Source organism: Henriciella sp., assembly GCF_029937755.1.
GTDB lineage: Bacteria > Pseudomonadota > Alphaproteobacteria > Caulobacterales > Hyphomonadaceae > Henriciella.
In genome coordinates this window covers 1-20,283 of the sequence record NZ_JAPYPG010000002.1, presented here as the reverse complement: position 1 = coordinate 20,283, position 20,283 = coordinate 1, and the positions used below count along the sequence as shown (strand labels likewise).

20 protein-coding genes and 1 tRNA gene are annotated in these 20,283 nt (G+C 59.8%); 3 read left to right on the top strand and 18 right to left on the bottom strand.

Features of this window, described 5'->3' with window-relative positions; genetic code table 11:
• Positions 1-8 precede the first annotated feature (8 nt).
• Positions 9-2,576, bottom strand: coding sequence for an AsmA family protein (locus tag Q1K29_RS05400; protein ID WP_300391940.1), 2,568 nt, complete (start codon positions 2,574-2,576; stop codon positions 9-11).
• A gap of 138 nt (positions 2,577-2,714) precedes the next feature.
• Between Q1K29_RS05400 and Q1K29_RS05395 the strand changes: the two genes are divergently transcribed.
• A tRNA-Asp gene (locus Q1K29_RS05395) sits at positions 2,715-2,791 on the top strand.
• Between the two features lie 139 nt (positions 2,792-2,930).
• Positions 2,931-4,301, top strand: a complete 1,371-nt coding sequence (locus tag Q1K29_RS05390) for a site-specific integrase (protein WP_242517515.1) — start codon at positions 2,931-2,933, stop codon at positions 4,299-4,301.
• Positions 4,302-4,332: 31 nt separating this feature from the next.
• Here the strand turns inward: Q1K29_RS05390 and Q1K29_RS05385 are convergent, their stop codons facing one another.
• The 17 genes from Q1K29_RS05385 to Q1K29_RS05305 form a co-directional block, all read right to left on the bottom strand.
• Entirely contained in the window at positions 4,333-6,816 is a 2,484-nt protein-coding gene (locus Q1K29_RS05385) for a S8 family peptidase (RefSeq protein WP_206992901.1), read from the bottom strand.
• Entirely contained in the window at positions 6,813-7,829 is a 1,017-nt protein-coding gene (locus tag Q1K29_RS05380) for an ATP-binding protein (RefSeq protein WP_300391938.1), read from the bottom strand. Before Q1K29_RS05380 ends, Q1K29_RS05385 begins: the two co-directional genes overlap by 4 nt.
• A gap of 243 nt (positions 7,830-8,072) precedes the next feature.
• On the bottom strand, positions 8,073-8,309 hold the full coding sequence (locus Q1K29_RS05375; RefSeq protein WP_300391937.1) for a hypothetical protein: 237 nt from the start codon (positions 8,307-8,309) through the stop codon (positions 8,073-8,075).
• Between the two features lie 6 nt (positions 8,310-8,315).
• The gene (locus tag Q1K29_RS05370) at positions 8,316-8,627 is read right to left on the bottom strand and encodes a DUF736 domain-containing protein (protein WP_013301538.1); all 312 of its coding nucleotides are present in this window, start codon (positions 8,625-8,627) and stop codon (positions 8,316-8,318) included.
• A 2-nt stretch (positions 8,628-8,629) separates the two neighbouring features.
• The gene (locus tag Q1K29_RS05365; protein WP_300391936.1) at positions 8,630-8,866 is read right to left on the bottom strand and encodes a DUF2274 domain-containing protein; all 237 of its coding nucleotides are present in this window, start codon (positions 8,864-8,866) and stop codon (positions 8,630-8,632) included.
• Positions 8,866-10,122 carry a TrbI/VirB10 family protein gene (locus Q1K29_RS05360; protein WP_300391935.1) on the bottom strand — a complete coding sequence of 419 codons (1,257 nt, stop codon included), beginning with the start codon at positions 10,120-10,122 and terminating at the stop codon, positions 8,866-8,868. The genes Q1K29_RS05365 and Q1K29_RS05360 overlap by 1 nt, the downstream gene beginning before the upstream one ends.
• Positions 10,119-11,126: a P-type conjugative transfer protein TrbG gene (gene trbG, locus Q1K29_RS05355; RefSeq protein WP_300391934.1), complete on the bottom strand. Its 1,008-nt coding sequence runs from the start codon at positions 11,124-11,126 to the stop codon at positions 10,119-10,121. The genes Q1K29_RS05360 and trbG overlap by 4 nt, the downstream gene beginning before the upstream one ends.
• Entirely contained in the window at positions 11,123-11,821 is a 699-nt protein-coding gene (gene trbF / locus Q1K29_RS05350; RefSeq protein WP_300391933.1) for a conjugal transfer protein TrbF, read from the bottom strand. The genes trbG and trbF overlap by 4 nt, the downstream gene beginning before the upstream one ends.
• A gap of 5 nt (positions 11,822-11,826) precedes the next feature.
• Entirely contained in the window at positions 11,827-13,146 is a 1,320-nt protein-coding gene (gene trbL / locus Q1K29_RS05345) for a P-type conjugative transfer protein TrbL (protein ID WP_300391932.1), read from the bottom strand.
• 6 nt (positions 13,147-13,152) lie between these two features.
• Positions 13,153-13,410 carry a hypothetical protein gene (locus Q1K29_RS05340; protein WP_300391931.1) on the bottom strand — a complete coding sequence of 86 codons (258 nt, stop codon included), beginning with the start codon at positions 13,408-13,410 and terminating at the stop codon, positions 13,153-13,155.
• Positions 13,362-14,435, bottom strand: coding sequence for a DUF3363 domain-containing protein (locus Q1K29_RS05335; protein WP_300391930.1), 1,074 nt, complete (start codon positions 14,433-14,435; stop codon positions 13,362-13,364). Before Q1K29_RS05335 ends, Q1K29_RS05340 begins: the two co-directional genes overlap by 49 nt.
• Positions 14,432-15,127: a S26 family signal peptidase gene (locus Q1K29_RS05330; protein WP_366524173.1), complete on the bottom strand. Its 696-nt coding sequence runs from the start codon at positions 15,125-15,127 to the stop codon at positions 14,432-14,434. Before Q1K29_RS05330 ends, Q1K29_RS05335 begins: the two co-directional genes overlap by 4 nt.
• Positions 15,117-15,371 (bottom strand): helix-turn-helix domain-containing protein, encoded by a 255-nt coding sequence (locus Q1K29_RS05325; protein WP_013301514.1) that lies wholly within the window; start codon positions 15,369-15,371, stop codon positions 15,117-15,119. The genes Q1K29_RS05330 and Q1K29_RS05325 overlap by 11 nt, the downstream gene beginning before the upstream one ends.
• Positions 15,372-15,611: 240 nt before the next feature.
• Positions 15,612-15,935, bottom strand: coding sequence for a DUF736 domain-containing protein (locus Q1K29_RS05320; RefSeq protein WP_013301513.1), 324 nt, complete (start codon positions 15,933-15,935; stop codon positions 15,612-15,614).
• A gap of 457 nt (positions 15,936-16,392) precedes the next feature.
• The gene (locus Q1K29_RS05315) at positions 16,393-18,414 is read right to left on the bottom strand and encodes a ParB/RepB/Spo0J family partition protein (RefSeq protein ID WP_300391929.1); all 2,022 of its coding nucleotides are present in this window, start codon (positions 18,412-18,414) and stop codon (positions 16,393-16,395) included.
• A complete protein-coding gene (locus tag Q1K29_RS05310) occupies positions 18,411-18,884 on the bottom strand; it encodes a hypothetical protein (RefSeq protein WP_084391399.1) in 474 nt (157 codons plus the stop codon). The genes Q1K29_RS05315 and Q1K29_RS05310 overlap by 4 nt, the downstream gene beginning before the upstream one ends.
• 5 nt (positions 18,885-18,889) lie before the next feature.
• The gene (locus Q1K29_RS05305; protein ID WP_084391400.1) at positions 18,890-19,453 is read right to left on the bottom strand and encodes an antirestriction protein ArdA; all 564 of its coding nucleotides are present in this window, start codon (positions 19,451-19,453) and stop codon (positions 18,890-18,892) included.
• Positions 19,454-19,740: 287 nt separating this feature from the next.
• Between Q1K29_RS05305 and Q1K29_RS05300 the strand changes: the two genes are divergently transcribed.
• Entirely contained in the window at positions 19,741-20,172 is a 432-nt protein-coding gene (locus Q1K29_RS05300) for a GNAT family acetyltransferase (protein WP_084397230.1), read from the top strand.
• Positions 20,173-20,283 lie beyond the last annotated feature (111 nt).

Below are 20,283 nucleotides of genomic sequence, written 5' to 3'. Positions count from 1 at the left end.
AGGCTGAACTACTGTTTCGGCCCGAAAATCGAGCCTAACACCTCCTTGATCACCTCTTCCTCAGTGTCTTCCTCGTCAGCCGTGTCGTCCTCGGCGACAGCCTCGGGGTCATCGGTGGTCTCAACCGTCTCTCCCGTATCCGAAGTAGTGCCTCCACTGGCAGACGTTGTCGGCTCCGGGGATTTCTTCTTCGTAATGGCTTCCGAGACGATTGAGCCGAGACCCCCACCAAGCTTGTCCTTTAACTGACCTGCCGCCTCGTCACGCGCTGCCGCCGCAAGGGCTTGCTGCAAGCCGGACAGGTCCGGACTGATCTTTGGAGAGAGCCAACTTCCCTGAATGCGCAGAGGGACGGGAATACCATTTACCTGCACGGCAGCTGCATCACCTTTCCCACGCTTGTCGATTGCTGGAGTGAGCTTGAGGTCCAGGGTTCGTCCGCCCAGATTGATCTGGCCGGTGCCGGCAACCTCCACAACAGGATTGATGAGTGTCAGAGACTGGACCTGGGCCAATCCGTCTTGAATGTTCAAAGATGTTGAGAAGCTGCTGAAGTCTGTCTCGGCTTGCGGAGAGACGGCTGTTCCCAGTGATGCGATTGAAAGTCCGCCCGACTGCAGGGACTCACGAAGGGAGCCGGCAGAACGAACAAGCTGGCCGAGATTCACGCCTTTGAGCACGCCATTCTGCAGGTCGAGCGAGACCGTTCCATCCAGAGCGTTGACGATCTGGCGCATGCTCGACCCATCCGATGCAATATCGACAGTAAATTCTCCTGCGCCACCCAGCCGATCAAAACCGGACAGTGTGGCCAGGAGTTTGTCGGCCTGCACACTCTGGGCTGACATCTTGAAGTTATAGCGAGGAATGTCGCCGGATACGTCCACAAGACCACGGCCCTGCCAGTCGCCCCCAAATGTCGTGAAACGGTTGAGCGCTGCGGTCAGCTGGCCGTCTTTCAATGTTACGCCAAGATCTGCATTCGACAGAGTGATCGAATTCAGAAGAACCTTGTCGGCTTTCAGTTTCAGCTCTGCATTCACGCTCTTTAGGGCCTCAAGGTCGAGAGGTTCGTCGCTCCAGTCAGAACCGGCATTGCCAGACCCTGAGGGATCTGTCTTCCCGCCCAGGAATGGTGAAAGATCCAGAAGCGGGAGGGCAAGGTTGGCCTCGATTGATGGTTTTGTACCTTGCAGGTCGGCGGCGAGGGTGCCCTGGGCTTCTGCCTTGTCGAGCACATAAGTGCCGTTCTCTATGGTCGGTTTTTTCAGGGTGCCGGTCAGGCGGCCTGCAAGTCGGGCCGTCTTCAGATTATCGCCTTCAGGAAGCATGACGCCCAACTGGGACAGCAGTGTTCGGAGTTGCCCGGACTCGATATTCACGTTGCCACCGAGCGCGCCTGGGTCCCCGAGGCTCAGACCGCCTCGATAGGTTGCTGACAAGTTTGGCCCGTTGGTGCGGGCGTCCAGGCCGGAAAGCTGTAGGCTATCCAGCGGCCCCTGAACGTTGGACTCCACCGAGACTTGCCGAATAGGCTGAAGGATATCCATCGTCAGTCCCAATTGCTGGGTGAGTGTATAGGCATCCCGGATAGCAATGCTCCCGCTTCCGTCGAGCGTGGGAGAGGGGGTCAGGGAAACCGTGCCATCATAATTTACGTTCAAGCCGTCACCGGACAGGACAAGGTCCGCAAAGGCAATCGTCAGGTCAGGCAGTTGGCCTTCAATCGTTCCAGACGTCTTCAGACCGCCAAGCGGCTCGACATTTAATGGCAGGTCGAGCTGGAGAAATCTCGATACTTCTCCGAGTTGAGGCAGATTCGCCGTGAATTGTCCGGACACGGCGACAGGTTCCGTAGTGGTCAACAGGCCATCAAAGCTCAGATTGCCAAGATTTGAACCTAGCTGCGCATCAAGGGATGTCTCGCTACCGTCCATGAGTGACTGTGGAGATGAGAGTGTCAGATTCAGCTCGAACCTTTCACTCTGGAAGAGCCCGTCCGCCCGCAAGTTGAGTGGCTTTTCAGGGGATTTCAGTGAGGCTTCGGCGTCGAGTTCGTTCAGTTCGTAGCGGGTTCCTGCCTGAAGATCCTCATAGACAAGTTTGGCATTGCGCAGACGCGCCTTGTCTATGCTCGTGTTGAGGGAGGTGCCGCCTGCATCTTCGCTTTCGGCAGGCCCCGTATCCGAATTCCCCAGCACCCAATTGACGCGGCCATCCTCAAGCCGTGTCAGCAAGACCGTTGCGTCCTCAAAAGTGATTTCGTCTACCGCCACCCGGCGCGTGAATAGCGGCCAGAGTTGAACGGAGCCCCGAAGCGATCCCGCTGAGATCATGGCGGGCTCGTCAAAGCCCTCGGCATTGGCGACGGATACATTCTCGATCGATGCGGAGATCACCGGAAATATAGAAATACTGGCGTCGCCCTCGACAGTGACATCACGACCCAGAGCCTTGCTTGCCGCCTTTTCTATCTGCGTCTTGTAGACAGAGGAGGGGATGAGAAAGGGGAGGACGGCAATGACCAGGATCAGGAGGCCAAATCCCGCGCCGGCAATCAAAAGAATACGTTTCATGGGGTCCGAACGGTTGTTTCTGAAGTTGGGTGCAGACGTAGCTGCAAGTCATGGCATTCTCATGGCAGTTCCCGCTTGACCACCCCGGCCCGCTTGTCTAATCAGGCGCCTCACCGCGAAATGCGGTGGCCGATCTGTGCGGGTGTAGCTCAGTTGGTTAGAGTGCCGGCCTGTCACGCCGGAGGTCGCGGGTTCGAGCCCCGTCACTCGCGCCATTTCTCCGGAAATGGTAACCGCCAGATCCCTTGAAATCATTGAAAATACTGGAGAATCCTCGGGTTCTCCACGCCTTTTCGCCGGTCGTGCACTACAATTTGCACCACAAAATGCAAACTTTTTGCACTACAAACGGCGATGAAGCATTTCTCACTTGGCACAAAATTTCTAAAGGCTCGCGGCGGCTGGTGGCACTATGTGCGGCGCGTTCCACAACGCTTTAAAGATGTTGACAAGCGCTGCCTGATTCAGGTCGCTCTGCGCACCCAATCCTTAGAAGTCGCCATGATGCGGCGCAATGGCCTCGCGGAAGCAGATGACGCGCTGTGGAGCAGCCTCGCGCTCCAGGCCCAGGATACCGAGCGCTCACGTAGCCGCGCTGCCGCTGAGCGCCATCGTGCCGCAGTTGCCCGTGCGATGGCAGAGGGCTTCGTGTACCGCCCGGTCGAGGAAGTCGCCACCCAGCTAGACATTGAAGAAATTATCGACCGGCTGAGGAAGGTCGATCGCGGCGCTGAGCCCGGCGAAGAGAAGGCTGAAGCGCTCCTTGGCGGTGCGCCCGAGGAAAAGGACCGGACAACCGTTTCGGAAGCCTTCGAACTCTACGTCTCGAAAATCGCCTTCGATGATCAGTACAACAAGTCGGACGCCCAGCGGAAATCGTGGGAGAAGCGCAAACAGGTCTCGATCGACTATTTCATTGAACGGGAAGGAGACATCCCACTGCTGGACATCACGAGAGATGTCGCTACGCGCTACCGAGATTGGTGGCAGTCCCGCATGCTGCCGCAGAAGGATGGCTCGAAACCATTTACGCCAAACACGGTCAATCGCCACATCGGCAACATGCGCTCGCTTTACCTGCGGTACTTCAAGTATCGTGGTCAAACGGATGTCGAAGATCCGTTCCGCGGCTTTTTCTTTGCTGGCAAGTCCAAGGTGAAGCGCGCTTCATTCAGTGACGAGTGGGTGCGAACTAAAATCCTGGCACCGGGCATGTTCGATGAACTTCGGCTCGAGCTGCGTGTGATCATCTACTTGTTGATAGAGACCGGCGCGCGTCTCAGTGAGATCGTCAATCTGCGGCCGGACGATATCCAGCTCGATCATGATATTCCGCACATCATCATCCGGCCGGAACAAAACAGAGAACTCAAAACGAGTGATTCAGAACGCGAAATCCCGCTCGTCGGTGTCGCGCTCCCAGCAATGAAACTTTGCCCCAACGGCTTCGAGCACTATTACGACCGCAATACACTCGTTTCGGCCAATCTCATGAAAGCGTTCAAACAGCGGGAACTCCTGCCCAGCAAGGATCACGTCATCTATTCGCTGCGACATTCCTTCGAGGACCGCATGCTGGAAGGCAATCTCGATTATGGGCTCCGCTGCGCGCTTATGGGTCACAAGAACAACCGGCCGGAATACGGGCAGGGAGGATCATTGAATTTTCGACGTGACCAGCTGCTCAAAATTGCCCATCCATTTCCGGATGGTTTGACAATCTAATGCCCGGATAACCAACCACTGACTGGGAGTATTAGATTTCGATATCAACGAGCGTTTCAACCAGCGCCTCGATAGGTGTGTAGAGGTCGATGGTTTGGTCCTCGGTTTCAACGGTCATGACCAGGCTATATCGCGTCTTGCGATTGGCCCGGCCGAGCGCCTTACGCTCACGCCACCAACCATTCACCGGATAGACCCATAGTGCGTTGCGGGCTGCGAGTTCTGCTGCTGTACCCTGCCAGACGTCGCAGTGAAGTGAGCCCACGGTGATCTGCTGCTCTCCTAACAGCCATCCGCTGTCAGCGGGCGTTGTCGGCTTGGGATCACCATTGCGTCTTTCTTCCAGATTTCGGCGCTTCAGAAAATTAGTTCGAGTCTCACCGGCGCGCTTCAGATCAAATCGCAATCCGAACGATTGGTAGCGAGCCGGATCGATTGCAGAAGAAAAGCTCGGATTGGGTTCAATGAAGTAAGACAGTGTCATTTTCAATCTGACCAGAGCTTCTCCCAGCTCCTCCAAAACCTCGGTTGGCCAGGGCAGGGGATAAATATGCGCCTCGTTGAATTTCACGTCGGATTTGTTCTGTTTGAAAGGCTGGATTTGTTGCTGGGCAATCAATGCCAGATGGCTTTGGGCCGAGGCCAGCGCCCGTTCCAGACTGGGTACGCCATATCCGTAGCGACGAACCAGCTCGGTGCGCCCGGTCTTGTTGTTTGCGTCCAGCTCAGCTCGCATGGGACCTGTCCAGTCGGCGCTGTGCATCATCAAGGCGCGGATTGTTTCTGGCCAATAGTCAGGATGTGAAGCGGCGATCTGAGTTGCCATTCTTGCGCCCTGGGCCGCCGCAGCACTTGTCGCCCAGAATGGTTCAAAAGGCGATTGCGTAACGTCCGCACCCGTCGACAGAAGCGACAGCGATGGCAGGCCTGCCACAGCTTCAGTCTTCGCCGAACTGATCGCACGGTTGCCGGCTTCGAAGACCAATTCCGGCTTCAATGGAGATTTGCGTACGCTCCACAAATAGCTTGAACGGCTATACGGGCTGAGCTCACCAGGATTGGCCCAACTGTCAAAGCCGTCATATCCGTTGTCTTGAATTTCAGTTTTGTCCGTGTACCCGCCAACAGTAATGGCATTCCATGCTTGGGCAGGATCCTCTGCTGGAAAAGCATCAGGCTCTTCGATAGCGTCCACAGCTTCATGGTCGCGGATATTCCCAGCGGACAAGATGAAGAGCCGTCGATTTGGGGTCTCTTCAGGATCTCCGATCATTGCGCCCGCGGCGGACTGGTCAATGGCGGCGCTCCAGGACGTCGCTTCTGCACCGGTGCGATCTCTGTTGGTGACCGCCATGCAGAAGCTGCGGAATGCAGCCTCGGAGTTGTTGATCTCCGCAATCGAGACCGCCGACTGAGTAATAAAGCCATAGGAGTTCGGCGCGTTCGGATCGAACCCGTCTGGAGGAAGAATTTTCACCGACTCCGCTCGGTGTGTGAGGTCTCGTTGAGTGGTGTCCCCCAGCGGTGCGGTGAGATCGCCATGTAGGGCAAGACCGGCCATGCCGGTCCCGTGACCGTGATGATCATCGCTACCCCAGTCGGGGTCGATACTATCGACATGCTCATCGGAAAGAGCGGGTTCAATAAGGGGATGGCCGCGATTGACGCCGGTATCGAGCAGGCAAACGGTTGGTGCATCCCCTGCGGGCCAGACAACGCGTTCGGCATATTCGTCGACCCATGCTCGTTCGTCGCCCTGGATATCTGTCATGAAAAAGCTGGGGCTGTCGCTGGCGCGACGAATTTCTGCAATGCCAAGTGTTCCGAATAGAAGGATTTCGATCGCCACTTGCGTGCCGTGGATCGGAACAACGGTCACGTCAGGAAATCGCAGATAAGTGTCGGGCTCGGCAACGCGGCAATTTATGCGCCTGGCCGCATTGATCACGGCGTCGACTGCATCGTTGAAACACCAGACGCCCCACCACATGGAATCCTGTCGTGATTGGGGGAGCGCTTCAGGGTCATCGCGCCAGAATGTCTCGAATCTGGCTTGGCGAATGTGTTCGATCTGTTCGATCCGGCCAGCATTGGGAGGCTTCTCATCGCCTTCCTTGCCGACGAGATCGCCATAGGCGTATTCTTCGAGTAGTCGGGCGATCACGTCGCGTTTGTCGTCCGGCACAATCAGGGCGACACGCTGGACGCCATTTTCATCGACGCGCACAGCACCCTGGCGGGTCTTCTCGGTGGTTCGGTCGAGTTTGGCGGGACCTGATCTGGGGGCGAGTTCAAATTCGAGTACTACGCCGGTCGGCTCGATGCCCCGTTCCGCGTCTTGCGGACGACTTTTTACCGCTTCCTCAAGAGCCTTTGCATAGTCCTCGATCAGTTGTGGTCCGTGCTCGTCGCGTATGCGCTGTATTCGTTGGCGCTGCCCCCCGCCTTTCGATTTGTAAGCGCGCGACTGTGCCAGACGGGTGATGTCTATGTGCGGCCGAGTAAAACGCGTCACGTTTGCTCTTCATCTGCCGTATGACGTCTATGAAACGCTTCACTCATGACTTGGCGCTCGCGAAGCCTTTTTGTGATATCGGACGTGTTCAGGCTGTTTCGTTCTTCCAGAATGGCGACTTTGACAGCTTCTTCCGTCGCACGCGCAATCTCGGCCTGGCTGAGCCCTTCGGCCGCATTTACGACCGTCTCCCATTTAATGCTCGGATATCGCATTGGCCGGATATGCGATTTCACAACAGCGCGAATTTCTTCCTCGCTTGGCATTGAGAATTCCAGGACTTCATCGAATCGCCGGATAAGGGCACGGTCGAGAAGTTCGCTATGATTGGTTGCCGCTACGATCACGCTATCGACTGCACCGGGTTCTTCCAGGAACAAGAGGAAGGAGTTCAACACACGGCGCATTTCCCCGACATCATTCGAGGCCGCCCGCTTGCCGCCGACAGCATCGAATTCATCAAAGAAATAGACCGCCCGACGCTTGAGGGTTTCGTTGAAGATCAATCGCAGCTTAGCGGCAGTTTCACCCATGAAGCGCGTGATCAGGGAATCCAGGCGGATTATGTAAAATGGCAGGTGCAATTCGCCTGCGAGGGCTTCTGCCGTCAGCGTCTTGCCGGCTCCGGGCGGGCCGACAAAGAGCACTCTGCGATTGGGAGTCTTGCCGTATTCGCGGAGCCAGTCGCGTTTCCTCTGCTGTAGTAGCAATGCATTGAGCCGGGTGGTCAGACCCTCGGATAAGATCACATCTGCAAGCGTGGTTTTGACCTCTCTCAGATCAAGAAGGCCTTCAAGATCTCCACGTGGGGCCGCGAACGGTACCGCCACGGTTGTACGCGTTCCACGCGCTGACCTCGCTTCGTCGACAGCTGCCCGCAGTTCTTCTGCGGTCTTCCTATGACCCTGGCGTGCCTCCGCCGCGGCTACCTGAAGCGCAATCGAATAAAATTGCTCATCGTCGCCGTCGGCACGGCTGCGGAGCATAGCAAGGATTTGCTTGGTATTCGACAATACTCAGGTTCCCTTTTCTACTCGAATAGAGGTCGGGGGATACGCTTGCGATTGTCTTAACGATCTATGATTTCGCTGGCCCCGACATTGTGTTAACCTTCTAAGCGGACTCGCAGCCCCGCGTCGATAGACGTTCGGTCGCGGTTGCTGCAAATCTATTCGTTAAGCTAGTGCGGACAAAAGAACAATACAAGAACGTACTTGGGTTGCACTTAAGGCCAATAAGGTACGCGATATGCATTTTCAGCTATTTTCTCGCGATTCCTGAGGCGGTCGTAGTTCTATGGCCATAGACGCATCATGGCATAGTCGATCAAGCCTCGATTGAAGCCGCTTTTCCCGGCTAGCCCGACTTTCAAGTTCCGCTTCGAGCCGCTCGAAAATCGGCCAGTACTTGTACCCGAACTGATCGACCACACGTGCAGCAATATCAAGGGCTTCCTCGATATCGCTGGTTGTGACGGGCTTGGAACGACCCATGCTTGTTTAGTTCAGCTTCTGCCGGTTCCAGACCAGTACGCCGCTGCCATCCTCTTCTTTCTCGAAAAAGGCAGCCCTCAGGGGCTTCTCGAACCCCGGATCGTCGAGCTTTACCGCGAGGTAGGGCGTCTCGCCGTCCTTGCTTTCCTCGCGCCATGCTGCGCCAAGCTCTGCGCCGCCTGCGAATATCCGGTAGTCGGGTCCGCCTTCGGCCTTCTCGGTCACCGGGACCATCTGGGCTTTCACATTGATCGTCATGGTCCGGATCGTCCCGGTCCATTTGCCATCCTTCTGGCTGAAGGTGCCGATTGTTGCCATTGCTATTCTCCTTTGCTGGCTCTGGCATGAAGGGCCTTGCGGGCCCGCTTGAACCCGGCATCCGAGCTGAGGAACATGTCCAGCATGGCAGGCACCAGGGTTTCCGGCTTCTCTTCCGCGCCATAGGTCTCGGCATAGATCGCCGAATAGTCGGCAAGCGCGGAAGCAAGATCGGGATCCACCGAGATGGTGAGCTTCACCGGAGTCCGATCCGGGAGTTGTCCGATTCGGAGGCTCATCACCGGCCTCCCTCAGAGTAAGGCCGCAGCACGAGATCGCGTGTCACGACCACGCGCACTGGCCAGCCGGGCCGTATACGGATCGTCGGCTGGATGCCGAGATTACGGTCGACGACGCGCTGGCCAGCTTCGGAGACACTGTCCCCGAACCCCCGCCGGATCGCACGTTCGATATCATCATCGTCCGAGCCGAGTTCGGAGCCGATGCCGAGCAGCGTCGCGAGCCCGGCGCCCGCAAAGACGCGGTCCCAGTGATGGTCGGTCCTGTCGGAGACGCCCGCATAGCCCTGCGCATCGGCGGCGGGCTCCGAAATCTGCAGCGAGCTGCCATCTGGCAGGATGATCCGATCCCAGATGAGCAGCGCGCGCTCCTGGCCGAAGGACACTTCCGACTGGTAACGCCCGATCAGGCGCGCGCCTTGAGGGATGAGCAGATGCGAGCCGCTCACCGTGTCATAGACCGGCTGCGTCACCTGCGCGATGACGTTGCCCGGCAGGTCAGAGTTCAGTCCTGTCACGAGAGAGGCCGGGATCAGCGTGCCCGCCATCACCTGATAGGGCGAGACCGGGGTCTCGACATCATGTGGGTTGTAGATGTCACCGTCCCGCTTCTCCGTGGCGAACGCGATCTTTTCCGCCTGGAGGTTCTGATCAGGCGAACCCGCAAAGCCAGGGGCGCCGGCGCCCTGGGCGGCAAGCGCCAGCAATTCCGAGCCGAGACTATTTGGCAGGCCGCTGGCCGAAGACACTGAGCCAGCCAGTGACTGCCGATTGCCGACATCGAAGAACACGCCCGCCTTGCCGGCTGCATCGGCCAGTTTTGCGTCCGCCAGCCTCTGCGTACGAATGGCTTCATCTTCGGCAGAGGGCCGGAAATCATCCGAAGGCGCGACATTCCAGTCAGGCTCAAGACCCCATTCTTCCTCTTCCGCGACGACAGTTCCGCCAAGGTCGCCCGCCATCGGCGCGCCAAGTCTCGGCGTATCACCAGCCGGTTGCCAGTTGAGGTAGGAGTTCGGCAGATCCGCCAGCCCATCCGGCGCGCGCTTGGTCGCCGTATTGTAGAGTTCCTGCCGGTCTGCCGGATCGACCGCCTTTGGCGGATCGAGCGCGATGGAGGCGGCGGCAAAGAGGCCCAGCACGCCCAGACAGGCGCCCGCCATCAGGACCTTGCGGTTGATCCGCGTCACCGGCCGCGGCCGCGCGCGCAGCTTTAGCTCGTCGGCCTGTTTCGGAAAGGGGGCCGGCTCGCTCATCCCTCGCCTCCGAACAGGCTGGCAAGGCCGGAGCGTTGGACCCGCTTGCGGATTCGCACGACGGTCTGCTCCTTCTCACCGATCCGCAGCTCGGCGGCGCGGAAGAGATGATCGACGATGTAGTAAGTGCCGCGCAGGCGATAATTGACGAGTTCGGCGTCGCCCGACGCGCCAAGGATGAAGAGTGGCGGGGCATCCATTGTGGCAAGCCTGGCGGGCATCTGGATGAAGACCTGACGTCCGTCATCGAACACACGCACAGGCCGCCAAATCGGCTTGTCACCCTCAATGACATAATCGAAGTCCAGCCGGTCGACCGCAACGCCCGGCGCAATGGACGCATCCTCACGCACGGAGGCAATCTTGTTGCGGGAAACCAATTCAGCGAGTTCGTCCGCCGGATAGCGCCAGGAGAGGGCCGCCATATAGGTCCCATCAACGCTCTCGAGTTCTAGATGATAAGTCCGCCGGTCGGTCGCAATCATCAGATTGGTGGAAAGGCCTGCTGCGATCGGTTTGACGAGCACATGCGCGCGGGCCGCGCCGCCTGAGCCAGAGGAGGTCTCTCCGACAATCCAGCGCACAGTGTCGCCCGCCGAAACCGAGACCAGCGTTTCGCCGGGCTGTAGCGCAATGTCGGAGACCTGGCCCGGCGCGGCATAGAGCCGGTAGAGCGCCCCTTCGGTGTAGGGATAGACCTGGATCGCATTCACATAGCCATCGACGGAGGGTTCGATCCGGGCCTCGGTCGTGCCCTTGCGGATGGTCTCGGTCGGTGAGGTATAGACGCGCGTCACCGTGCGCTTTGTGCCCTCGACGGGTTTCATCTGGCCGGGCAGAGCAAGTACGGTCGGCGTCTCGACAATCTCGACAGGCCGCTCTGGCACGTCTTCGACGAACGCCGCTTCGACAAAGTCCGTATCCTCGATGACGGGCTCCGGCGGAACGCTCGCGCAGGCCGTGGTCAAGGCAAGGGCGGATACAAGGCTCATTGTACGGATCATTTTGTGTCTCCTGTGACAAGGTCTTCGCCCCAGTTGAGGCTGTGGATGTAAAGGCCGAGGGGATTGGCGCGGAGCGTCTCGGCATCGCGCGGCGGGGAATTCACAATCGTGAAAAGCCCCGTGAACCGTTTGACGCCGGTCAGCGCCCCATTCTCATAGGTCTTCTCAAGCCAGCGGGCCTGGAAGGACTCGTCCGAGACCCGCACAACGCTCACGACGTCGACACTGCGCGAGCGCCGGCCGATCTCGGCGAAGGGATCATTGTCGCGCGCATAATCGCTGAGCGTGATCGCCGCCTTGTCGGTGACATAGTCATAGGCGGCGAGCCAGTTCTGGCGGATGATGACAGGATCGATGGAGAGGCTCCGGACATCGGAGATGAAGTTCGCGAGATGATGTGCGATCTGAGCATCGCTCGGCTCATAGCGTGCAAGCGCCGGCCCGACCGCCTTCACGGCGCCCGTGTCATCGACTTCGACCACATAGGGGGTGACGGTCGATTGCAGGCTCCGCCAGACAAGGGCCGCAGACGCCGCTGCCAGCAGTCCGAGCAGTCCCAGCGCGATCAGCCGCCAGTTCTTGGCCTGGACGCGGGCCGAACCGATCCGTTCGTCCCAGACCTGGCCGGCCTTCTGGTAGGGCGTTTCGGGATGCGGGCTTTGCCCGTAATGGGTGGAGGTGCGCCGGAATGCCATGTGGATCAGTCCTCTTCGTTTCGGAGTTTCGGATTGTCGCCCGCCATGCCGCGATCACCGTCCTTCAGGGCGTGGACAGTGATTGCGCCGGCATGTTGCAGGCGCTGTTCTGTGCGAAGGCGGCGGGCCCAGGCGGGGCTGGCAGAGCCGGCAGACGACGCATCGCCGGACGCCGTTGCCATCGTGCCGCCGGTCGCGGCAAAGGCCGCTTCGCTGCCACGCCGATAGGCATTGCCGACCGACGCGAAGGGCCGTCCTGCCATCCGGCGGAGCGTATCGCCGCCAGCCTGCGCGACACCGGCCATGCCTGCTGCCGCACCGCGCCATCCAGAATGACCGGACGCCATGCGGCCGAGGTCATAGGAAGTGCGGGCGCCGCCGGTCATGGAGGCCCCGGCCTTCACCGCGCCGGATACGCCGCCGAGCGCTGCGCGGCCTGCCGCGACCGTTCCGGTTGTCGCCAGCACGGCACCTGCGCCAACAGCCGCTGTCGTTCCGACCACGGAGCCTGCGCCAAGCTGCGGGGCGCCAGTCACAAGGCCAGAGGCAATGCCGGGGGCGAACACGCCCATCCAGAGAAAGACGATGGAGGCGAGCACCGTACCCATGACTTCAGCCAGCGTCACATCGCCCGGCCCGCCAAAGGCCTCGGTGATCGAAGTGAACAGCGTCGAGCCAATGCCGATCACAATGGCGAGCACCATCAGCTTGATGCCGGAGGTGACGACATTGCCGAGCACGCGTTCAGCGAGGAATGAGGTCTTGTTCCAGAGCGCGAAGGGCACAAGCACGAAGCCCGCGAGCGTCGTCAGCTTGAACTCCAGTATGGCGACGAAGAGCTGCACTGCGAGGACGAAGAAGGCGACGAGAATGATCGCCCAGGCAATCAGCATGACGGCGATCAGGATGAAATTATGGAAGAAGCGGATCGGCCCCAGCATGTCGCCGATCTCTTCGAGAAGCGGCTGCGCCGCCTCGAACCCGACGCCCGCAATATAGCCAGGGCGCATCAGATCCTCAGCCGTCAGCGTCGAGGAGCCCGCCTTCACACCAAGTTCGGCAAAGCTCGCAAAGAGGACGTTCGCCAGGATGGAGAAATTGCCGAGGATGAAAGCAAAGAAGCCGACATAGAGCACCTTCTTGAGGAGCCCCGAGATGACATCGGCATTCTGCGACAGGGCCCAGAACAGGCCAGCCAGCGTGATGTCGATCACGATCAGCGTCGTCGTCAGGTATGCGACATCGCCCGCCAGCAGGCCGAAGCCTGAATCGATGTAGGCAACGAAGGTTTCGAGGAACCGGTCGATGACGCCCATCTCTTCCATGGCGGTCTAGTTCCCGAAAAAGCTTTGCAGGCGCGCGCGGCCGCGCTCGGCTTCTTCAAGCTCGCGCGCCCGGTCGAGCGCTTCGGCGCGGTAATGCGCCGCCATCATGGCTTCCATCTGCATCAGCTGCTGGGCCGACATGGCCTCGATCTGGTTGCCGGCCTGCAGGACCTGGAGATTGCCGGCGGCGGCCTGGCTTTCTTCGACAAGACTGGTCAGCGCGTCGGCGTCGCGTTCATTATCGCGCACCGTCTCGGCGACCATGAGCAGCGTGTGCTTGTGGGCAGGGCATGCAGACGCGCCGTATCGATCTTCCGGCCCTGAATGTTGGAAAGTGACCGAATGATGTCCCCACGCCTGCCAAGAGCCCGAAGCGTCTCCTGCCAACCTTCCTGCATCGCCCAGTGACCGTCCTCCTGCCGTGCCGCAAGTTCGAGTGTCCGAAGAAACCGAAGACGGCGATTAACGACCGCGCCATCGAACCTCGACAATCCGCCAAGTTCACTCTGCGGCGCGTAACGTCCATCACTCAACGAACGCGCAATGTCATGATCGATCGCCGTGAGCGCCTCACGTTCGGCTTCGTTCGACCTCGCAGCTGCCATTTCCCGCAGCCGCCGCTGTCCTAGCTCGCGCGTCACCAGCTCCTGCGCCCGCGCCCGAAATCCCTGCGTGATGTATTTGCGGTCAATCAGCAGCTCGCCATTCCGGGTATTGCCACCCCTGATGACAATATGCACATGAGGTTGGGCCGTGTCGTGATGATTGGCGGCAACCCAGTCGAGGCGGCGGCCGAGATCCTTCTCGACCTGGCTCATGAACTCCCGCGTGAACTGTGTCAGATCCTTCATCTGCTCGGCGTCTTCGGGAGAGACGATCAGCCGGAATTGCCGCCTGTCCTCGTCGGCCCGTTCGTTGAACGCTTTTGCATCGACCTCATCGACACTCCGGTCATAGAGCTTTCCGCGCTCGCCCTCGCGCCCGGCACCTTCTCGGCGGATGTAGGCGACATGCTTTGCAAAGCCCGCCATGCCGGTTGGACCCGCCCGCGCAATATACACCTTCACGATTACGCGCCGGGCCCGCTGGTTTGACCAATGGCGAGCAAGGGCGGCCTGTATTTTTCCACGCCCTGCATGACGCACCGCTCCCGGTGCCAGAGACTGCCGGCCGCGCGTTCCAAGCCGCCCCTTCGCGACGACACGTTTCAGCCGCTTCAGCTGGGTCTTTGCCTTGCCCAGCGACCTGATCTTCCCGAGTCGAGGAACGAAGTCGAAATCGTCGCTCACGGCTCCAAGCGCACTGCGGATTGCAAATCCGTGCACCCGTCTTCCGGCGCCGGGTCACACAAAAAAGGATGTGCAGACAATGGGTTAAGTGTCGCCGGGTGACACTCCCTTAATCTTGCCCTCCGGGACACAGAAGCCATTCCCGTCCCGCTATCTATCGCTTTGACGGTCGCCTGATCCTCAGCCGACCGGTTGCCATAAGTCCATATGGACCTGGCGACGCCAATGATGCGCGCGCCGTCCTGAACGCCGAAGTATCGTCCATCGACTGACAGGGGATGAGAGTTGAGCAGGAAAACGTCGCCGGCTTTGAGGGTCTGACAGCCCTGCCAGACGGGAAGGGCGCTGCCGGACTCGGTTACTTTGAGCGCATCAACAGATGTGATCCCGTTGATGGAGACCTGCGTATCGCATCTGCAAATCTCGTCACCGGATAGGCCCGCAACATGCTTCAACAAGGGCCAGTCGGAGCCAACAATTCCCTCATCGTTCAGCCAATGTCGAACCTCATCCGAGGGCGCAAACGCTACCAGATCGCCTGTCGAAATTCGCGCCGACCGGTCAACAAAGTAAAGGCCCTTGGGCATGCTTTCCGTCCGGTTCCAGATGAAGTCGGACCGGTTGATAATGCTGGCGGAGACCATGAGGCCTAGCCCGCATCCCATGCCTAACAACGCGATTCTACGACTCATCGCGAAGGCCTGTCCCCATGAACCTACGTCCATTGGTGTAAGCGATGATGTCCTTGCCGCGATACCAGACCTTGGCGCCGATCTTGTGATAAACCGGGCCTGTTCCCAGCGAACGCATATTGACCAGGGTCTTCGGTTTGAGGCCGAGATGGTCAGCGGTTTCATCCGTGTTCATCCATTCGGTCGGGGTTGGGAGGTTTGATTTGGGTCGAAGCTCCTCTCCACTTCTATTTGTCTCTGTCATAGCGTTGCTTCTCCTTTCCTCTACGCAACTCGAAGCCCTGACAGACTGCCAACTCATCCTCAGATTAAGAGTGTCTAACTTGCACCACACGCTCGCGACACCCTTGAATCCCCAAAGAAACCTCACGTTAGAATGCAGCGCTGATAGGCGTATCAGCACCTTCGTTGCAGACCCTTTCGGCATGAAAGAAGACCGCTCCGGAGGTGTCTCCGGAGCGGCTTGGCAAGGCTGTGATCTACCCTAGTCGCGCGCGTTCCAGAGAATGACGTGCCGGCCTTTCTTGCCCTTGACCGGGGCGAGGTTTGCGAAAATCCGGCGCGGTCCGATCTGCGGGTCTGCCAGCGTCAGCGAGACATAGTCGCGTCCCGATGCCTTCGACTTGCGCATCCAGCCGCCGCCGATTTCGGTCGAGGTTTCACCGGCATAGATGCGGTAGTCCGGATGTCCTTCTTCGGTCTTTTCTGCATTCTTCTCGATGCGGATTGCGGCAGAGAGGTTCATCATTGCGAGGGTGCCTTCAAAGCCGGACTTGGTCTCGCTGACATATCCGAGTGCGTTTGCCATAGGGGTCTCCTTTTCTTTCCTTGGCGTGTCTCCCGGGGACCCCTTGTCCCCGTCGACGCCGGACCGCCCGGACGGGGGCTGAGCGGCTAGAACCCGATAGGGGCGAAGCGCATGCGGAGCACCGCCTGGGGCGATGAAATTTGCTGCGCGAGGAGCCGCAAAGCGGCGGGGAAATTTCTTCGCCGCAGGCGGTTTCATGGCCGCTCAGTCCGCGTCCAGGTCTTCAAGGCAAAGACGGAAACAAGGGGTCAGTGACACGCTTTTCGGGAAGAAATCAGACCCCTCATCACACGCGTCTCGATTGTCCATCGAGACCTCAAGACGCGCGATTTTTTTGAAGGCATTTTCATGGGTCGCCCAGGTATCGGAGCCACAATCCCCAGCCTCAGAAAGCGGAAAGCCGCCCGGTGACAGGCACCGGGCGGCTCCTCAAGCTGGCTGAACAGGAGACGATTATTCAGGCAGCGTCCTGATGCTCAGGCGTCTCATCGGACGCGTTTTCCGCCCCCGCTTCGAACAGGCTCGCAATCCGTGTCCACGCATCGGCGGGCGGTGATCCGGCCCCGTCGACAAGGCGGGTCGGTGGCACCTGCATCCAGCCCGGTCGCCAGTCAGGATTGGCCTCGCAACCCTCCCCGCTGATCCGGTTCGCAAGCTCCTGTTTCTGCGCCTTGCCCGTCTCGGCGCGGCACGATTCCGCGAGCGACAGGGTCGCAATATCTCCGATCATCGCATTGATGGCGCGCTTGTCCTTCGTGAGATCGAAGAACACATCGTCGGGCTTCCACGCCGCCGAAAGGTCGGTGCCGCAGACATGCAGGACGGCTTCGACAATGCCATTCCCGGCCTCGAGCGCCCGGGCCATGACACTTGCCAGAACCGTCAGGACTTCTTCATCCGACATGGCGAGCAGCGCAGAGAAAAGCTCGCACACGCGGTAGTCGTCGCCGTTCCGGCGAAGGGCCGGATTGACGTTCAGCGCCTTGAACAGGGCGTCAGTCTGAACCTTCTTTTCGGCGAGTGCAGCCACAGATGCCGAGCCTTCGACGCTCGCTTGCGTCTCATCTTTCCGGACGCGAAGCTCGTGAGGACGCACGTCCCAGAGCGCGCTCCCCGCCATCGCATGCGCGACCATCAAGCGGAGAGCAATCGCGGGTGATGTGGCCAAACTCGCCTGAGCAGCAGCGTGGCGATGAAGCAGGATGTATTCCGCAAGCGGGCCGGACATTTCTGGCCGAACGGCTGCCGGAACGGCGTCGCTGTCACCTTTCGAACCCTGTTGCCGCTTACGGGCCTCGGCGGAGGTCAGCTGTCCCTCGTGGAGCTGGACCGTCCCGTCATGGCGGATTTCGATGAAGACCTTTCCGCCATCTTCCTTGGCGCACTGGACATACTCCCAGCGGTGGAAATACGCCCCGCGCTCAAGGCAGATGACATCGCTCCAGCCGTCTTCCTTGTAGGCCTCGACCCGCTCGGCAATCGTGGCGGATTGTGCCTGCCAGAACTGATCCGCATCCGCAAAGACGCCATGCTCGCCAAAGAGGTCGGCAGTGACCTGTCCTTCATAGGCATCAAGATCGAACAAGGCCTTGTCGGTGGTGATCGTGGTCCCGCCCGTTATCCATGCCTTGCACGACCGGCCCATCGGGGCGCGTTCGGTTTCGCTCTGGAAGAGGCGAAGCCATTCGGCCTGCTGTTCTGGCGTCGCAAGCGTAAGCGCGCGGATCGTTTCGCGGTCCAGTTCGTCTTCGGCGTAGAGTTTCCGTATCGGTTCGTCGAGCGAAGCAAGCGCGAGCACACGGCGCACCAGAAGCTCAGTCACTCCGAAGAAGCTGGCTATATCCTCCAGCGCCTTGCCTTCATCGTTGAGGCGCTTGAACGCCTCATATTGCTCCATTTCTGTCGCAGGCAGGCGTCCGACATTTTCGATGACAGATGCCGCAATCGCGGAGGCCGCATCCTTTTCAGTCATGATCGCGCATGGAACGAACGGCACCTCGCCTGTCTCCTTCGCGATTTCTTTGAGCGCAAAAAAACGGCGGCGTCCGGCGATGACGCCATAATATTTGCCTTCGCGGCGAACGAGCAAAGTCTGACGCAATCCGCTCTCCCGGATGGACGGCAGAATGTCGGATACGTCCGGCTTCTTGCGCCCATGCCGCATATTGAGTTTGGAAATCCGAAGCTCGTCGAGCGGGATGTGTTTGAGGTCGGGCTGTGCCATGGAGGTCTCCTTTTCTGGCGGGTAAAGCGAGAGACCCAGCGCCCACGCGGGGCCTCTCCAGTTGATCTTGGTGAAGGGAAAGCCGTCCGCGTCCCGGCTTGGTTGGGGGTCGGTCTCGCCCCAGTCATAATCGCGGATCGTGATCAGCGGCGCGCGGCCCTCGACCCAGATTTCGGCGACCTGGGCCTCGGCAATGACGAGCGTCATGCGCGGCCTTGGGCCAAGCAATTCAGTGACGGTGCGGGCAACGCTCATGTCGAAGCCCAGCCCGTCACGGTCGCAGCAAGCCGGGCCGCAGCGGCGCGGCCTGCGTCCAGCGCCTCGGATAACAGCTCGTTCGCAACAGTGGTGAGGTAGCAATTGTCCGTGCCGGGATAATTACACTCGACGCCCCAGAGGCTGGCGGCGTGGTGATCCAGTTCGATTCCGTCGCGCTCGACCGAAAGCACGATCCCGCAATAGAACCACTCGCCCTTGCGCCATGCTTCCATCACGGCTTCGGCCTTGGCCTGCGCCTCGGCGAAGCGCTGGCGGAATCCGTTTCCCGGCCCAATAAAACCGGGCGCGTCCTTGTAGAGCGAGGGCCAGAATCCGTCCTGCCGCTGGTCCGGCGCGTCGGGGCAATCGTCGGCAACAATCCGGGCCGTGACCGTGAAGCCCTCGGCTTCGCAGCTGATCGTATCGCCTTCGCAGGCGTAGGTGTTGAAGTGCTGGGTGAAGGTCATGGCGTTCAACGCGTCCAGAAAACGTGAACGTCTTCGAACCCTGTCTCGAACACCATGATGTCGCCATTCAGCTCCATGTCGCGGGCGAGCGCTGACCAGTCGATATAGTATTCGAGGGCTGCGGGGATTTCCGTCCCGGTGTCGCGGTGGAGTTCTTCGGCGAAGTCTGCCCGGCTCGAAAAGCAGCCTGCGTAATCGTCGAAAGCCGCCACGGCCTGCTCAAGGTCGTCGCCAAAATGGCGATGGACCAGCGCGCCGAGCCTGCCATGTTCGGCAATAAAATCGGCCAGATTACAGACTGTCCCGAAGCTCGCATATTCGGAAAGCTGCGCGCCTTCGAAGCCTTCATAGTCATGGATCGCCCACTCTTCGGCGTCCGGCAGCGGCGACGTCACCAACATGGCGCGAACCTCGGCCATCACCTCATCAGGTGTCGTCGCGTCGATCCAGCGCCCGTGCAGGCAGCCATTATTGTAGGCGGCAAGGCAGGCCACATAGATACGGGGCCGGTCTGGAGATGTGGGTGCAGCGTCTGCCGCAAGGGGGGCTGAAGGTTGCGGTGTGGTCATGGCGTCAGTCTCGTCTCCCCGCCCAAATGTCCCTCCCGCATCAGGCGGGGGTGGGCGGCGAGAAGGCCGGCAGGCCGGACCCATTAGCCGGTTGCGCAAGGCGGAAAGGTAGGACGCTGAGACCACTTCCAGACGCCTTCAGCCCCGTCGCCTTGCGCAAGCGGCGGGTCCGGGCAGACCGGTCGTCCGCCCACCTTCGTCTGATTGGGGGACTGTCCTGGACGCCGGGCGGACGGTTGCAGGCCGCGGGACGCGCCAACCGAGCCGAATCCCGCAAGACAGACTATATGAGCCTACACATCCGCACCTATCGCGAGCAGGACCGCGACGCTGTGATTGCGCTATGGGAACGCTGCGCCCTGACGCGGCCGTGGAACGATCCGTCGGCCGATATCGATCTGTGTGTGCGTAGCCGCGAAGCGACGCTGATGGTGGGTTACAGGGAGGATGATCTGATCGCGTCAGTTATGGTCGGGCATGACGGGCACCGGGGATGGATCTACTATCTCGCCGTCGAACCGGAGCGACAGGGTCATGGTCATGGCCGCGAAATGATGGCCGAAGCCGAGCTGTGGCTCGCAAGCCGGAATGTCGGAAAAGTCCAGTTGATGGTCCGCATCGGCAATGCCGATGCCGAAGCCTTCTACGGGGCGCTCGGTTATGAAGCCCAGGATGTGACCGTATTCGGGAAATGGCTGAACGACCCGAACACCCCCTGAGCCAGCGGCCTCATAATGCTCATGCAGGCCGAGCAGCCTCCGACCCCTCTGCTTGTCAGTGGGAAGTATCCGTCTTCGTCAAGTCCGGCTTGGAACCCAGTTTCGGCTATC

Excerpts from the sequence above, each read along its gene's own strand:
- Q1K29_RS05400 (WP_300391940.1), bottom strand. The coding sequence starts at position 2,576 with ATGAAACGTATTCTTTTGATTGCCGGCGCGGGATTTGGCCTCCTGATC.
- Q1K29_RS05390 (WP_242517515.1), top strand. The coding sequence starts at position 2,931 with ATGAAGCATTTCTCACTTGGCACAAAATTTCTAAAGGCTCGCGGCGGC.
- Q1K29_RS05375 (WP_300391937.1), bottom strand. The coding sequence starts at position 8,309 with ATGGGTCGTTCCAAGCCCGTCACAACCAGCGATATCGAGGAAGCCCTT.
- Q1K29_RS05370 (WP_013301538.1), bottom strand. The coding sequence starts at position 8,627 with ATGGCAACAATCGGCACCTTCAGCCAGAAGGATGGCAAATGGACCGGG.
- Q1K29_RS05365 (WP_300391936.1), bottom strand. The coding sequence starts at position 8,866 with ATGAGCCTCCGAATCGGACAACTCCCGGATCGGACTCCGGTGAAGCTC.
- Q1K29_RS05360 (WP_300391935.1), bottom strand. The coding sequence starts at position 10,122 with ATGAGCGAGCCGGCCCCCTTTCCGAAACAGGCCGACGAGCTAAAGCTG.
- trbG (WP_300391934.1), bottom strand. The coding sequence starts at position 11,126 with ATGATCCGTACAATGAGCCTTGTATCCGCCCTTGCCTTGACCACGGCC.
- trbF (WP_300391933.1), bottom strand. The coding sequence starts at position 11,821 with ATGGCATTCCGGCGCACCTCCACCCATTACGGGCAAAGCCCGCATCCC.
- trbL (WP_300391932.1), bottom strand. The coding sequence starts at position 13,146 with ATGGAAGAGATGGGCGTCATCGACCGGTTCCTCGAAACCTTCGTTGCC.
- Q1K29_RS05340 (WP_300391931.1), bottom strand. The coding sequence starts at position 13,410 with ATGGTCGCCGAGACGGTGCGCGATAATGAACGCGACGCCGACGCGCTG.
- Q1K29_RS05330 (WP_366524173.1), bottom strand. The coding sequence starts at position 15,127 with ATGAGTCGTAGAATCGCGTTGTTAGGCATGGGATGCGGGCTAGGCCTC.
- Q1K29_RS05325 (WP_013301514.1), bottom strand. The coding sequence starts at position 15,371 with ATGACAGAGACAAATAGAAGTGGAGAGGAGCTTCGACCCAAATCAAAC.
- Q1K29_RS05320 (WP_013301513.1), bottom strand. The coding sequence starts at position 15,935 with ATGGCAAACGCACTCGGATATGTCAGCGAGACCAAGTCCGGCTTTGAA.
- Q1K29_RS05315 (WP_300391929.1), bottom strand. The coding sequence starts at position 18,414 with ATGAGCGTTGCCCGCACCGTCACTGAATTGCTTGGCCCAAGGCCGCGC.
- Q1K29_RS05310 (WP_084391399.1), bottom strand. The coding sequence starts at position 18,884 with ATGACCTTCACCCAGCACTTCAACACCTACGCCTGCGAAGGCGATACG.
- Q1K29_RS05305 (WP_084391400.1), bottom strand. The coding sequence starts at position 19,453 with ATGACCACACCGCAACCTTCAGCCCCCCTTGCGGCAGACGCTGCACCC.
- Q1K29_RS05300 (WP_084397230.1), top strand. The coding sequence starts at position 19,741 with ATGAGCCTACACATCCGCACCTATCGCGAGCAGGACCGCGACGCTGTG.